This window comes from Nocardia macrotermitis (genome assembly GCF_009604405.1).
Classification (GTDB): Bacteria; Actinomycetota; Actinomycetes; order Mycobacteriales; family Mycobacteriaceae; genus Nocardia; species Nocardia macrotermitis.
The window spans coordinates 796,377-811,431 of the sequence record NZ_WEGK01000001.1; the positions used below are offsets into that span (position 1 = coordinate 796,377).

The 15,055-nt window shown below is 68.6% G+C and carries 11 protein-coding genes; 7 read left to right on the forward strand and 4 right to left on the reverse strand.

Annotated features, from left to right (window positions below; genetic code table 11):
• Positions 1–15: 15 nt before the first annotated feature.
• Together NRB20_RS03435 and NRB20_RS03440 are read right to left on the reverse strand one after the other, a co-directional pair.
• A complete protein-coding gene (locus tag NRB20_RS03435) occupies positions 16–2,634 on the reverse strand; it encodes a bifunctional acetate--CoA ligase family protein/GNAT family N-acetyltransferase (RefSeq protein ID WP_319944439.1) in 2,619 nt (872 codons plus the stop codon).
• Positions 2,635–2,740: 106 nt separating this feature from the next.
• A complete protein-coding gene (locus NRB20_RS03440; RefSeq protein WP_153407636.1) occupies positions 2,741–3,985 on the reverse strand; it encodes an acetoin utilization protein AcuC in 1,245 nt (414 codons plus the stop codon).
• 246 nt (positions 3,986–4,231) lie between these two features.
• Here NRB20_RS03440 and NRB20_RS03445 point away from each other — a divergent pair, with 246 nt between their 5' ends.
• Both NRB20_RS03445 and galE read left to right on the forward strand, forming a co-directional pair.
• Positions 4,232–4,918, forward strand: coding sequence for a metal-dependent transcriptional regulator (locus NRB20_RS03445; protein WP_319944400.1), 687 nt, complete (start codon positions 4,232–4,234; stop codon positions 4,916–4,918).
• Between the two features lie 3 nt (positions 4,919–4,921).
• Positions 4,922–5,902 (forward strand): UDP-glucose 4-epimerase GalE, encoded by a 981-nt coding sequence (gene galE / locus NRB20_RS03450; RefSeq protein ID WP_153407637.1) that lies wholly within the window; start codon positions 4,922–4,924, stop codon positions 5,900–5,902.
• A gap of 26 nt (positions 5,903–5,928) precedes the next feature.
• Here galE and NRB20_RS03455 read toward each other — a convergent pair whose 3' ends face one another.
• Both NRB20_RS03455 and NRB20_RS03460 read right to left on the reverse strand, forming a co-directional pair.
• A complete protein-coding gene (locus NRB20_RS03455) occupies positions 5,929–7,125 on the reverse strand; it encodes a DUF4192 domain-containing protein (RefSeq protein ID WP_194289702.1) in 1,197 nt (398 codons plus the stop codon).
• Positions 7,126–7,324: 199 nt separating this feature from the next.
• Positions 7,325–8,041 (reverse strand): sensor domain-containing protein, encoded by a 717-nt coding sequence (locus NRB20_RS03460; RefSeq protein ID WP_319944401.1) that lies wholly within the window; start codon positions 8,039–8,041, stop codon positions 7,325–7,327.
• 287 nt (positions 8,042–8,328) lie between these two features.
• Here NRB20_RS03460 and NRB20_RS03465 point away from each other — a divergent pair, with 287 nt between their 5' ends.
• The 5 genes from NRB20_RS03465 (at position 8,329) to NRB20_RS03485 (ending at position 15,052) form a co-directional block, all read left to right on the forward strand.
• The gene (locus NRB20_RS03465; protein WP_153407640.1) at positions 8,329–9,285 is read left to right on the forward strand and encodes a proteasome assembly chaperone family protein; all 957 of its coding nucleotides are present in this window, start codon (positions 8,329–8,331) and stop codon (positions 9,283–9,285) included.
• A gap of 123 nt (positions 9,286–9,408) precedes the next feature.
• On the forward strand, positions 9,409–11,925 hold the full coding sequence (locus tag NRB20_RS03470) for a DEAD/DEAH box helicase (protein WP_153407641.1): 2,517 nt from the start codon (positions 9,409–9,411) through the stop codon (positions 11,923–11,925).
• A 131-nt stretch (positions 11,926–12,056) separates the two neighbouring features.
• A complete protein-coding gene (locus tag NRB20_RS03475; RefSeq protein ID WP_153407642.1) occupies positions 12,057–13,190 on the forward strand; it encodes a type III PLP-dependent enzyme in 1,134 nt (377 codons plus the stop codon).
• 8 nt (positions 13,191–13,198) lie between these two features.
• Positions 13,199–14,416: an adenosylmethionine decarboxylase gene (gene speD / locus NRB20_RS03480; protein ID WP_153407643.1), complete on the forward strand. Its 1,218-nt coding sequence runs from the start codon at positions 13,199–13,201 to the stop codon at positions 14,414–14,416.
• A 189-nt stretch (positions 14,417–14,605) separates the two neighbouring features.
• Positions 14,606–15,052: a hypothetical protein gene (locus NRB20_RS03485; RefSeq protein ID WP_153407644.1), complete on the forward strand. Its 447-nt coding sequence runs from the start codon at positions 14,606–14,608 to the stop codon at positions 15,050–15,052.
• Positions 15,053–15,055: the final 3 nt, after the last annotated feature.

The window sequence follows — 15,055 nt, forward strand, 5'->3', positions numbered from 1 at the left end:
AGCTCATTCACCCACTCACCCCAAACGACGTGGACCGAGGTCGAAGTGGTTGGGTTCGGGGCCGATGCGGACGCGGCCGTACAGGACGGCCGCACCCTCGGGTGAGGCCAGGATCGGTTCGATCGCCAGCTCACGCACCTCCGGCAGGTCGTCGCACAGGGCCGAAATGCGTTGTGCCAGTTCGGACAGAGCGCTCTTGTCCACCGGCTCGCCGATGGTTCTGCCCGAACCGGTTCGGCCGTCCAGCAGCGGGGCGGCGCGCGGGGCATCGATGAGTGCGATCGATTCCGCCTCCGACAGTGGCAGGGCGCGATAGACCCGATCGCCCAGCAGATCGATGATGGTGCCGGACAATCCGAAGCTGATCACCGAGCCGAACGACGGATCGTCCTGAACACGCAGCACACAGCCGACGCCCTTGGTGGCCATCCGCTGAATGTGCACGACCTCATCACCCGACACCTCGGCCAGGTCGGCGTAGGCGCGCTCGACCGCCGAGGGCCGCCACAGATCCAGTCGCACACCGTTGAGATCCGAACGGTTGCGCCACAATTCGCCGGTGGCCTTGGCCGCCACCGGATAGCCGAGTTCCGCGGCCGCCGCCACCGCCCCGGCGGCATCGCGCACCTCCCGGAACTCGACGACGCCGATGCCGTAGCAGTCCAGCAGTCGCACCGCCTCGAGATCGCCCAGCCAGTCCCCTTCGGGTGAACGGGTCATCCACTGCTGCACCAGATTTCGGGCCAGCTCGGTATCCAGTCCCGGGGGCCGCCGGGTGGCCGAGACCGGGGTGTCGCGCCACTGGGCGTAGCGCTGCACCCGGCCCAGTGCCCGCGCCGCGCGCTCGGGATCCGGATAGGACGGGATGGACCCGTTGCCGACCACCCCGCCGGTCCCCCGGGTGGCGAGCAGATTGGGCATGCCGTGATCGGCGACGAACGTGGTCAGCACCGGTTTGGCGGCCGATTCCGCGCCCGACCGGATCGCCTCGGCGTAGGCGGGCACCGCCGTGGGCACCGGCGGGGCGAAGATCACGATCACCGCGTCGACCTCGTCGGACGCCACGGCCACGGCCACCGCCGCGTGGAAATCCTCCGGTCCGGCCTGCGGCCCGAGATCCACCGGATCACGCACCTCGAGCTCCGCGCCGCGCGCCGCGTCCACCGCCAGCCAGCCCAGCGCGGCGCTGTTGCCGATCACCGCCAGACGCGGCCCCGCGGGCAGCGGCTGGTAGGCCAGCAGCATCGCGCAGTCGAACAGTTCGGAGATGGTGTCGACCTGCACGATGCCCGCCTGCGCGAACAGATCCCGCTCCACCGAGCGTTCCAGCGAGGACGGCGGTGTGGTCCGGGTGGCATTGCGGCCACTGCTCACGGCCACAATGGGTTTCGCGCGCGCGACCCGCCGCGCGATCCGGGAGAACTTGCGCGGATTGCCGAAGGTCTCCAGATACAGCAGCACCACATCGGTGTCCGGGTCGCTGTCCCAGTACTGCAACAGGTCGTTGCCCGAGACGTCGGCCCGATTGCCCGCCGAGACGAAGGTGGACAACCCGAGCCGCCGCGCCGCGGCCTCACCGAGGATCGCCGCGCCCAGCGGCCCGGACTGGCAGAAGAATCCGACCCGCCCGCGCCCGGGCATCACCGAGGCCAGCGTGGCATTCAGTGAGACCGCCGGATCGGTATTGGCGATTCCGAGCGCACTCGGCCCCACCACTCGCATACCGTGTCCACGCGCGGCGGCCACCAACTCACGTTCGGCCGCATAACCCGCCGGGCCGGTCTCGGAGAATCCGGCGGTCAACACCACCAACCCCTTGACGCCCTTGGCCATACAGTCGTCGAGCACCGAGGAGATCTCCGCGGACGGCACCGCGACCACCGCCAGATCCACCTCGTCCGGGATATCGCGCACCGTGCCGTACGCCCGCACGCCGCGCACCGAACTGCGATTCGGATTCACCGGGAAGACCGGGCCCTGGAACACCCCGGACAGCAGATTGGCCAGTACCGCGCCGCCGACCCGCCCCGCGGACGGCGTCGCGCCGATGACGGCGATCGACTTCGGGTGCAGCAGATTGCCGACGCTGCGCGCCTCCGAGGCCCGTTCACGCGAATCCCGCACCGACAGCAGCGCTTCGGTGGGATCGATGGCGAATTCCAGGTGCAGCACCGACCCGTCCCGGCTGCGCTGCATCTGATATCCCGCGTCGCGGAAGACCGTCACCATCGTGTTGTTCTCGGCCAGCACCTCCGCGACGAAGGTGTCGATATCGTTCTCCGCCGCGGCGCCCGCGAGATGTTCGAGCAGAATCGAGCCCAGGCCGCGGCCCTGATGCGCGTCGGCGACCACGAACGCCACCTCTGCCGCGCGCGGCCCCTCCCGATCCTGGAGCAACTCGTAGCGGCCGACCGCGATGATCACCTCGCCCAGCTCGACCGCCAGGCCCACCCGGTCGTGATAGTCCACGTGCGTGGTCCGGTACAGGTCCTTGGGGGTCATGCGCGGGTAGGGGCCGAAGTAGCGCAGGTAGCGGGTCCGGTCGGACAGGCAGGAATGGAATTCCTCCATCGCCGCGGCATCGTCCGAGGTGATCGGGCGCAGCCGCACCACACCGCCGTCCGAGGCGAGCACATCGGCGAGCCAGTGCTGCGGCGGTGGCGGTGGGTGCTGCGGTGTGTCGGGCCCGAATTCGGCGAGCCACGCGGGTGGCGCTGGCGTGGGCGGGGTGTGCTCGGCGTCAGTCACGAGGGTCCTCCGGATCCAGACCCAGCAGCGGGAACGCTGCCCGGCGCGTGGCCAGTACGGCGGTGTCCACCGCGCGCTGCGCTCGATCCGCGCGCGCGTCACCGGAATCGGGCGCGCCGCCCGGACCGTCCCAGCGGGTGAAGTCCGGCGCGACGCCGTCGCTCATGGTGCGCGGCGGTTCGACCGTCGGCGCGTAGGCGCGCACCTGGTCGAGCCAGTCCGAGGGAGTTTCGGTCGCCGGATCGATGTCGCGGTCCAGCACCGCGGCCAGCAGGTGGGTCCAGGCCCGCGGCACCACCCGGACCAGGCCGTAACCGCCGCCGCCGACCGCGAGCCACCGACCGTCGGCATATCGGTCGGCCCACTCGCGCATCGCGCGGAAAGCCGCGCGCTGCCCGTCGACGCTCAACTCCAGATCCGCCAGCGGGTCCTCCCGGTGCGTGTCCACCCCGCACTGGCTGATCAGCAGCTGCGGCCGGAAGGCGGCCAGCGCACCGGGCACCACGGCGTGAAATCCGCGCAGCCACTGCGCATCGCGGGTCCCCGGCAGCATGGCCAGATTGATCGCCGACCCCTCGCCCGCACCCGCGCCGGTCTCCTCGGGCCATCCGGTGTTGGGCCACAGCGTCGCCGGATGCTGATGCACCGAGATGGTCAGCACCCGCCGATCACCGTAGAAGGCACGCTGCACGCCGTCGCCGTGATGCACGTCGACATCGATATACGCGATGCGGTCGAAACCATGGTCCAGCAACCACGAGATGGCCACGGCCACATCGTTGTAGACGCAGAACCCCGCGGCCGAATCGGCCATCGCGTGATGCATGCCACCGCCGATGCTCACCGCCCGCCGGGTGCGGCCCGCGGCGATCTCCCCCGCGGCGGCCAGGGTGCCCCCGACGATCACCGACGCCGCCTCGTGCATGTGCGGGAACACCGGATTGTCCTGTGTGCCCAGCCCGTACGGCGCGGTGGGCGGCGGCGGGGTGCCCGGTGGGGCGGGCACGGCGTGGCGGACCGCGTCCAGATAGGCCGGTGTGTGAATCCGCAGCAGATCCGGCTCACCCGCGGTCGCGGGCGCGAGCGTCTCGACGCCCTCCAGCAGACCGAGCCCGCACGCCAGCGCCATCGTGAATTGCAGCCGTGCGGGTTTCATCGGATGTTCCGGGGTCCAGGTGTAATCCAGGAACCGGTCGGTCCACACGACCGCAGGGGCGCCGGGCAGTGCGTTCGCCATGAATATCACGCTAATGCACCTCCGAGACGGGCGGTCGTGCTGTGACGCACAACCGAACACGGGAACGGACGAACCCTTTTTGTCGTTGGCATGCAGTACAAATGCATGCAAGTGCGGCGCGCCGGGTTCCGCCGCCCTCGGGCCGTGCCCGGGTAGCCCGGCGTTTCCGCAGCACAACCCGAATATCCTCGCGCACCAATCCACCAGCGCGCGTGGGTAGAATCTTTGCCGACGAAGGGGTAACAGGTGAAGGATCTGGTCGACACCACGGAGATGTATCTCCGTACCATTTACGACCTCGAGGAGGAGGGTGTCACACCGCTGCGCGCACGTATCGCCGAACGCCTCGAGCAGAGCGGCCCGACGGTGAGCCAGACCGTTGCCCGCATGGAACGTGACGGACTGCTGCTGGTCGCGGGCGACCGCCACCTCGAGCTGACCGACAAGGGCCGTTCCATGGCGGTCGCGGTGATGCGCAAGCACCGTTTGGCCGAACGACTGCTGGTGGACGTCATCGGACTCGACTGGCAGAACGTGCACGCCGAGGCGTGCCGCTGGGAACACGTGATGAGCGAGGACGTCGAGCGCCGCCTGGTCGAGGTGCTGGACAATCCCACCACCTCCCCGTACGGCAACCCGATTCCGGGCCTGGACGAGCTGGGCGTGCTCGGCGCGGGTTCCGCGGAGGAGAAGTTGATCCGCCTCTCGGATCTGCCCGCAGGACAGATCGTGGCGGTGGTCGTGCGGCGGCTGTCCGAGCACATCCAGACCGATCCGGATGTCATCGGTCAGCTGCGCGAGGTGGGCGTGGTGCCCGATGCGCGTGTCACCGTGGAGACCCGCCCCGGTGTGGTGGTGATCTCGGTGCCCGGTCATGGTGGATTCGAACTGTCGGACGAGATGGCGCACGCCATCCAGGTGAGGCTGGTCTGAAATATGAAACTTCTGGTCACCGGAGGCGCGGGCTATGTCGGCGGCGTCTGCGCCCAGGTCCTGATCGAGGACGGTCACGACGTGGTCGTGGTCGACGATCTGTCCACCGGCAATGCCGAGGGCGTGCCCAGCGGTGCGAAGTTCGTCGACGGTGATATCGCCACCGTCGGTGTGGAGCTCGTCGAATCCGAATCCTTCGACGGTGTGCTGCATTTCGCCGCGCAATCGCTGGTCGGTGAATCGGTGCAGAAACCGGAGAAGTACTGGCACGGCAATGTCGTCAAGACACTCGCCCTGCTCGAGGCGGTCCGCCGGTCGCAGACCCCACGGCTGGTGTTCTCCTCGACCGCCGCGGTGTACGGCGAGCCCGAGCAGGTGCCGATCACCGAAGACTCCCCGGCCCGCCCGACAAACCCCTACGGCGCGTCCAAGCTCGCGATCGACCACGCCATCACCTCCTACGCGGTGGCGCACGGGCTCGCGGCGACGAGCCTGCGCTATTTCAACGTCGCCGGCGCCTACGGCGGGCTCGGCGAAAACCGCGTCGTGGAAACCCATCTCATCCCCCTCGTCCTGCAAACGGCCCTGGGCCACCGCGAGTCGATCTCCGTCTTCGGCACCGACTACCCGACCGACGACGGCACCGCGGTGCGTGACTACATCCACATCCGGGATCTGGCGCAGGCCCATCTGCTGGCGCTGGCACAGTCCCGGCCGGGCGAACACCGCATCTTCAACCTCGGCAGTGGCACGGGTTTCTCTGTGCGCCAGGTGATCTCGGCCTGCGAGCGGGTCACCGGCCGGGCGATCGCCTCGGTCGACACCGCGCGGCGCGCGGGCGACCCCGCGGTGCTGATCGCGTCGAGCGAGCGCGCCGTCGCCGAACTGGGCTGGCAGCCGGAGCACAACGATCTCGACGAGATCGTCACCGACGCCTGGGCTTTCCTGCAGTCGCTGGGCGACCGCGCGCACAGCGCCCGGTAACTCCGGCACGACCGTCCCCGGGCCCCTCACGGTTGCAGCCAATCGGCTCGCAGGTCGAATTCGACGCCGAGTTCCGCCGCCTTGGCCCGGCCGCTGTACGCGAGTTTCCGGATCTCGTGCGGCGGCATACCCGTGCCCAGGGCGGTGTCGAGCAGCCGGGCGATGGTGTGGTCCGGGTCCGCGTCCAACGCGGCCCGCAGCGCGATCCCGGCCAGCACACCGTCACCACGGGTGTAGGCGCTGTACCCGAACAGGGTGGCCGCCTCGGCCCGATCTGATCCGGTCAGCGCGCGGCACAGCTGTGCCCAAAGCCGCGCGGCGGCCTCGGCCCGATGACCGCCCGCCAGCGCGAACACCGCGTCGCGAACGGTCGGATCCCGCAGTGCGACAGTGGTTTCCGCGAGGGCGCGGGCATCCACTGTGCCGGCGGCGGCCAGCGTCGCGACTCGATCGAGCACCCGGTTCAGCAGGGTTCTGCGGTAGCGGTCCAGTTCGTCGCGGAAGATCGCGGTCCGGAATCGCTGTCCGGCCAGGATTCCCGCCCGATCCACCTCCGGCCGGACCTGTTCGCACAGGCGGTCGTCCACCGCGACCAGGCTCTCCAGATCCTCGCGGGACGCCTTGATCCGATAGCCGTCCACGGCTTCGGCCAGGGCGATGGGTGAGGCGGCCGGATCGGACTGCACGCCGGTCACGGCGGGATCCTCGACGGCCCACCACGGCTGTCCCGCGGCGATCTCGCGAACCGCCCACACCTCGTCCAGCATGACGTGTTCGGCGGCCAGAGCTCGTTCGAGGGTGCGCATCAGGTGGCGATGTCGGCCCGCGCGCATCCCCGGCTTACCCGCATGGGGCGCACCGGCGCGATCGTCGACGATCAACGCCAGCACGGCCGCGGTGTCCTCCCGCACGCACAGTGCGGTCAGGTGGGTGGCCAGCCGCGCCCAGCCGCCGCGGCCCGGCGGTTCCAGATCGTGGCGGGCCACCGCGCTCAGCGATGCCGGACCGGTCCCCCCGGCCGGTTGGCGCAGCAGGTAGACCACGAGGGATCGGCGCGGGACGAATCCGAGCAGCGCGGGTACCGCGGCAATACATTCGCGCGGATCGTCGGCCCGTAGCGCGGGCCGATCGGGATTCGCGCGCCGGGCGGGATCGGCGGACGATTCGACGGGCATACCGGCGAACTCGTCGTCGGCCGGGGTGGGTTCGATGGCGGTCGTCATGCGTCCAACCATGACCTCCCGCCGACTCCGCGAAATCTGGGCGACCAGGGCTTTCAATGGGCCTGGGGACAACTCTCGGCCTGTGTATCAGCCACCTGATCGAGCCACCCGGATCCCGTTTCCTGTCGGACCCGCCTGCTACGGTCCCGGTCGGGGGACGCTGAGCGCACCTCCCGCCGACGCCGACCGCGCTCCAGTGTCAGCCCTTGCCGACGTTCTCGACCGTCGCGCCGAACACCTGGTCCAGCGCCGTCATATCGGGCTGATCCTCCCCGAACGTCAGATAGGTGGCAACGATCCGCACATCCCCGATCTGCGCCGCGAGCGCGCGCATGGACCGGGTCAGCCCCGGCCCGCCGCGCTGACCGCTCACCGTGCGCCGCCACGCGAGCGAATCGTCGGCGTGCACCGGCGCGGCCGGATCCAGTTGGGTGACAACGGTATTGATGTTCGGCCCGGACTGCGCGCGCACCGTGCCGCACCGTTGCAGCAGGCCGCGCAACCGGGCCAGCGGATCGGTGGTGCGGATCAGTTCGACGGTGATACTCGCGCGGGTGTCGTCGTCGGTGCCGACCGTCGCGGCGATCCGTTGCGGATCCGAGGGCGGCGAGCCCGCGCAATCCGCCGGATCGACCGTCGCCCCGGCGGGAATTCCGCGCAGATCAGCGTCGGCGCCGAGGGCATCGGACCCGGACAGCACCGAGGGCGGATAGGTATCGGGAAATTGTGCGACCGTCGGCAGCATGGCCGCCAGATCCGCGGTGATATGCCTGGTCACAGTGATCTGCGGCAATTCCGCGACGGGATGTCCGGATATCGTCGACCCGCAGCCGGCCAACAGCAACCCCAGCGCCGCGCACCCGGCGACGCACCCGAATCGGCGCGACCGCGACTCCGGAGCCTCCGGCACGTTCACTCGGCACACTATGCCCAATGCCCGCACCCGGTCCGTGCCGCCACGCCGGTCGGCACGCCGACGGTATGCCGAAAACGAGATCCGCCTCACCTTCGCGGAATGAGATCGCCCACCGACATGTTGTCAGGCAGGCACGGCCTCGCGAAGCGAGACCGATGACGTCGCCCCGGAACGCTATGAACGACAATGGAAGGTGGTCCGCGGAGACCACATCGGCAGGCGGCGCACGGTTCGCCACCGCCCCGCCGCCGACCGGTTGTGGCGGACCCCCTTGGAAGGAGTAAGCGATGGAGGACTACGAGTCGAGGATGTACGAGCTGGAGTTCCCCGCTCCGCAGCTGTCGAACGACGACGGCGCGGGTCCGGTGCTGGTACACGGCCTGGAAGGCTTCACCGACGCGGGCCACGCGGTGCGTCTGGCCACCACCCATCTGCGCGAGAGTCTCGAGGCGGAACTGGTCGCCTCCTTCGATGTGGACGAGCTGCTGGACTACCGTTCGCGCCGCCCGCTCATGACGTTCAAGACCGACCACTTCTCCGATTACGCCGAACCCGAGCTGACGCTGTGGGCCGTCAAGGACACCGCGGGCACCCCGTTCCTGCTGCTGGCCGGGCTCGAACCGGATCTGCGCTGGGAGAAGTTCGTGACCGCGGTGCGGTTGCTGGCCGAGCAGCTCGGGGTGCGCCGCACGATCGGCCTGAGCGCGATCCCGATGGCGATTCCGCACACCCGCCCGCTGGGCGTCACCGCGCACGCCAGCGACCGCGATCTGATCGGTGAGCATCAGCGCTGGCCGGGCGAATTGCAGGTGCCGGGCAGCGCGTCCTCGCTGCTGGAGTTCCGGATGGCCCAGCACGGTCACGAGTCGATCGGTTTCTCGGTGCACGTGCCGCACTATCTGGCGCAGACCGCGTATCCCGAGGCCGCGCAGACGCTGCTGGAGAACGTCGCGGACAACGCCGGGCTGGATCTGCCACTGGCGGCCCTGGGTGAGTCCGCGGCGCGGGTGCGCGAGCAGGTGAACGAGCACATCGCGGGTAATACCGAGGTGGAGACGGTCGTGCAGGCGCTGGAGCGGCAGTACGACAGTTTCGTCACCGCGCAGGAGCGGCAGTCGAGCCTGCTGGCCAGCGACGCCGATCTGCCGACCGGTGAGGAGCTGGGCGCGGAGTTCGAGCGTTTCCTGGCGGAGCAGACCGGATTCGGCGATTCGGATACCCCCGAGAACGGCGAGTTCCGCTGAGCCCGTTCGTGATCGGACCCGACGGCAGGAGATCAGCGCGAGCCCGGTGACCGGGCGGCGTCGCCCGCCGGTCCGACGGCATCCCCGGGGGCCGTTCGCACCCCGGACGCGCACGCAGGCAGAATGGGCACAGTGCAGCTGTCCGAACTGATCCCCGACCGTGTCGTACCCGACGTGGATCCCGATTGGCTGTTCGAGTCGTTCTCGGGCTGGGCTTCGGAGCAGGGTCTGACGCTGTATCCGGCGCAGGAGGAGGCGCTGCTGGAGTTGATGACCGGGGCGAACGTCATCCTGTCGACCCCGACCGGCTCCGGTAAGTCCATGGTGGCCATCGGCGCGCATTTCGCCGCCCTGAACAACGGCCAGCGCAGCTATTACACCGCGCCGATCAAGGCCCTGGTCAGCGAGAAGTTCTTCGCCCTGTGCGAGGTGTTCGGCGCGGACCGGGTCGGCATGGTCACCGGTGACGCGGCGGTGAATCCGGATGCGCCGATCATCTGCGCGACCGCGGAGATCCTGGCGAATCTGGCGTTGCGCGAGGGCGCGAACGCCGATGTCGGCCAGGTGGTGATGGACGAATTCCATTTCTACGCCGATCCGGATCGCGGCTGGGCCTGGCAGGTGCCGCTGCTGGAATTGCCGGGCGCCCAATTCCTGCTCATGTCCGCGACATTGGGCGAGGTGGATTTCTTCGCCGAGGATCTGCGCCGCCGCACCGGGCGCTCGACCGCGATCGTCAGCGGTACCGAACGTCCTGTGCCCCTGATGTTCTCGTATGTGCGGACACCGATCACCGAAACCCTCGAGGATCTGGTCACCACCAGCCAGGCCCCGGTCTACGTCGTGCATTTCACCCAGGCCGCCGCACTGGAACGCGCCCAGGCGCTCACCAGCGTCAATTTCGCCTCGAAGGCGGAGAAGGAGGCGATCGCCGAGGCGCTGGGTGGATTCCGGTTCGCCACCGGTTTCGGCAAGACGCTCTCGCGTTTGATCCGGCACGGAATCGGCGTGCATCACGCCGGAATGCTGCCGAAATATCGCCGCCTGGTGGAACGTCTCGCGCAAGAGGGGCTGCTGAAAGTGGTGTGCGGCACCGACACTCTCGGCGTCGGCATCAACGTGCCGATCCGCACGGTCCTGCTGACCGGCCTGACCAAATTCGACGGCGTGCGCACCCGCAGGCTCAAATCCCGCGAATTCCATCAGATCTCCGGACGCGCCGGACGCGCCGGTTACGACACCATGGGCACCGTCGTGGTGCAGGCCCCCGAACACGAGGTGGAGAACGCGCGGCTGCGCGCCAAGGCGGGCGACGATCCCAAGAAACAACGCCGCGTCCAATTGCGCAAACCCCCCGAGGGTTTCGTGTCGTGGTCGGAGGAGACCTTCGACCGGCTGGTCGCCGCGCAGCCCGAGCCGATGGTGTCGCGATTCCAGGTGACCAATGCGATGCTGCTCAATGTCATCGCCCGGCCCGGTAATTGTTTCGACGCGATGCGGCATCTGCTCGAGGACAATCACGAACCCCGTCCGGCGCAGCGCAAACATATCGTCAAGGCCATTCGCCTGTACCGCGCGCTGCGCGATGCTGGAGTGGTGCAGCAACTCGACGAACCCGACGCCCTGGGTCGGCGCGCGCGCCTGACCGTCGACCTGCAGCGCGATTTCGCCCTCGATCAGCCGCTGTCCCCGTTCGCCCTCGCGGCGCTGGACCTGCTGGACGACTCCACGCCCACCTACACCCTCGACGTGGTCTCCATCATCGAATCCACCCTGGAGGATCCGCGCCAGCTGCTGATGGCCCAGCAGCACAAGGCGCGCGGGGAGGCCATCGCGGAGATGAAGGCCGACGGCATCGAATACGACGAGCGGATGGAACTGCTCGAAGAGGTCACCTGGCCCAAACCGCTGGCCGAACTGATCGAGCCCGCCTTCGAAACCTATCGCGGCGGCCATCCGTGGGTGTCGGAATTCACACCCTCGCCCAAGTCCGTGGTGCGCGAAATGATCGAGCGCTCACTGACTTTCGCCGAACTGGTGAGCAATTACGAGCTGGCCCGCTCCGAGGGCGTGGTGCTGCGCTATCTGGCCGACGCCTATCGCGCGCTGCGCCGCACGGTGCCCGAATCCGCCCGCACCGAGGAGCTGGAGGATCTCACCGAGTGGCTGGGTGAGCTTGTGCGACAGGTGGATTCGAGTCTGCTGGACGAGTGGGAGCAGCTCACCAATCCGGGCGCGGAGAACGATTCGGAGCAGCTGGCGTTCGGTTCGGAGACCGTGCGGCCGATCTCCGCCAACGAGCGCGCGTTCCGAGTTCTGGTGCGCAACGCCATGTTCCGGCGCGTGGAGCTCGCGGCACTGGGCCGCTGGGCGGCCCTGGACGAGCTGGACGACGGCCCGGACTGGGAAGCCGAGCTGGACCCGTATTTCGCCGAGTACGACGAGATCGGCACCGGCCCCGAAGCCCGCGGCCCGCGGCTGTTCCAGATCGAACAGCAGCCCGAGCTGTGGCGGGTGCGCCAGGTACTCGCCGATCCGGCCGGTGACCACGGCTGGTCGATCGATGCCGTGGTCGATCTGCCCGCCTCCGACGCCGCCGGTGAAGTGGTGTTCGACGAGATCACGGTGACCGCGGGATAAGCACCGCGACACCGGCGCGAGCGTGATCGAGACGACCTCGCTCCAGTTCGTTTTCTGCCGCCTCCCGCTGATACGCTCTCGCTCGCTGTCCGCCGTGGGAGGCTGCCCGGAAGAAAGAGAGTTCCCTCAGATTGTTCGGTCCACACGCGCCCGAGTCGCCCTGTCTGGTCATCGACCTCTCCCGGGTACGCGACAACCTCCACGCACTGCGATCCGCCCTGAGCGGTCTCGGGGACCGGCATCCGACGCGAATCCGGTTCGCGGTCAAGGCATCTCCCGTGCCGGAGATCATCCGGCTGCTGGCCGAGGAGGGCACCGAGTTCGACGTCGCCAGTGTCGGCGAGATCGAGCAGTGCCTCGCGCTCGGTGTGGATCCCGCGACGCTGTGCTTCGGCAATCCGATCAAGAAGGCCGCGCACATCGCCGCGGCCTACGCGGCCGGGGTGCGACGCTACGCCTTCGACACCGAGGACGATCTGACCCGGATCAGCGAATACGCACCGGGTTCGGAGGTGGAGTGCCGCTTCCTGGCCTCGACGCCGCAGTCGCGCACGCCGTTCGGCACGAAGTTCGGCTGTGCCCCGGGTGAGGCGGTGCGGCTGCTGGTGCGCGCCCGCGACCTGGGCTTGGTGCCGGTGGGGCCCTACTTCCACGTCGGTTCGCAACAGCTCGATCCGGCCGCGTGGCGGATCGGCATCGAACAGGCCGCGGCGATCACAGAAGCGTTGGCGGTCAAGGACATTCCGGTGCGCGCGGTGAATATCGGTGGCGGACTGCCGATTTCGTACGCCGATCCGGCACCGGAGCTGTCCGTACCGGGTGCGGTGATCGCCGAGACCGCCGCACGCCACCTTCCCGAGCACACCGACATCGTCGTGGAGCCCGGCCGCGCCCTGGTGGGCAGCGCCGGAGTGATCCACGCCGAGGTCGTCAACGTGCGCATCGCGCCGGACGGGCGGCGCTGGGTATACCTCGACATAGGCCGTTACAACGGAATGGCCGAAACCGAGAACGAGTACATCGCCTACCGGATCACAACCTTACGAGACGGTGACATCGCGGACGATGCGGTGATCGCCGGTCCGACATGCGACGGTGACGACGTACTCTATCAACGCACGCGGGTCCTTCTGCCGACCACGCTGCGAGCCGGCGATCCCGTTCGGATCCTCGATGCCGGCGCCTATACGGCGAGTTATTCGTCGGTGTCCTTCAACGGTTTTCCGCCTTTGACTGTTCATGTCATCGGCGCTGAGCGAGAGTGAGTTCAGCAATGACAGCAGAATTCACCGGCTGGCACGTGCTGGCCGAGTTCGGTGGTGTCGACGTAGCCCTCTGCAACGACCTCGAACGCCTCGAAGCTGCCCTTCGAAAATCGTTGGTCGCCGCGGGGGTGACCATCTGCGATGTGGTGCACAAGCAGTTCGATCCGCAGGGTGTCACCGTGCTGGCGTTGCTGTCCGAGTCGCACGCGTCCATTCACACCTACCCGGAGTCCGGCGACATCTTCGTCGACGTGTTCACCTGCGGAAGTATCGGTGCGGGCGCGACCAAGGCGGTGGAGTTGCTGGAGCAGGAGCTCTCCCCCGCGCTGGTGCACACGGAGATCATCCAGCGCGGTCGCGGCGCCCGGCGCATCCACGAACCGGTCGGCCCCGGCACGACGCGGGTGTGGGATCTGCACGACGTCATCGTCGATACCCGAACTCCGTTCCAGCACATGGTGATCGCGCGCACCGAGCAGGGTGTGAGCCTGTTCTCCGACGAGGATCGCCAGTCCACCGAGTTCTCCCAGCTGACCTATCACGAGGCGATGCTCGTGCCCGGTTACGCGCTGGCCGAGAAGCTGGACCGGGTGCTGATCGTCGGCTCCGGCGAGGGGGTGGCCTCGCAGATGTCGGTGGCCGCGGGCGCCTCGATCGTGGATCACGTGGACATCGATCGCCAGGAGGTGGAGTTGTGCGCCGAGCACCTCCCCTATGGCTATTCGACCGCGGATCTGGCCGCGGCGGTCGCGCAGTCGGGCCCGATCAAGATGCATTACGCCGACGGCTGGGATTTCCTGGCCGAGGCCGAGGCCGCCGGGGTGCGATACGACCTGATCTGCATCGATCTGCCCGACGAGCGGGTGGAGGAGGCGCAGCACAACCGGCTGTACGAGGACGAGTTCCTGGAGCGATGTCGCACGCTGCTCACCGAGGGCGGGGTGCTGGCCGTCCAGGCGGGTTGTCAGACGATGTGGCGCAACGAGACGCTCAAGCGGTCGTGGGCGCGGTTCCACGCGTTGTTCCCGACGGTGGTGCCGTACGTCAGCGACGAGCACGAGTGGACGTTCCTGTTCGGCACGCCGAAGGTGCTCGACGATCCGGTGGCGAAGATGACCGCGACCCTGCCGACGCTGCCGTATCGCGCCGAGACGGTCGACGCGCGGGCGCTGATCCGCGGCGCCATCGAACCGCATGCGCTGCGGTCGCCCGTCGGCGTCGGCTGAGACTGCCGCACAACCGAATTCGCGTCGTGCCCAGCCGGTCGTCCGGGTGGGCACGACGGGTTTCCGGCGAGGTCGCCCGCGGCACGGTTCGGCCCGGACACCTGCGGTGACCATCCGTTCACGCGCTGCTCGCCGACTCGACCTTCGAAAGTCGGGGGCGGAATCGTCCGATTCGCAATACCGTGGAGTATGCGCACTTTCGTTCATCTACTGCTGCTGGTTTGTGCTGTCGCGGTGGCGGTGGGAGCCTTCGGGCCGCTCATCGGCACGTTGGAGCCGCGTCATGTGCAGCTCACCGAACTACGCGACGGGTTCCCGGCGGGTCGCAGCCTCGAGCAGATCCAGGCCCAGTCGGTCACCCTGCAGACGTCGCTGGCGGTGGTGATCCTGGGCGTCGCCGCGGTGCTGCTGCTGGCGACGCTGTTCGGTTCGCGCCTGCTGGGGTGGTTGGCCGTGCTGGTCGGGCTGGCCACCGTCGGCGTGCTGGCCTGGCGGCTGGACAGCTCGTTCGACAAGCAGATCCGCGCGGACTACCACCAGCTGTTCTCCGGGACCTGGGGGTTGTACGCGGTGGGCGGCGGGGTGATCGTCGCCCTGCTGTGTCTGCTCGTGCCCCGCGAGCGGCGAGCGTTCTGAGAC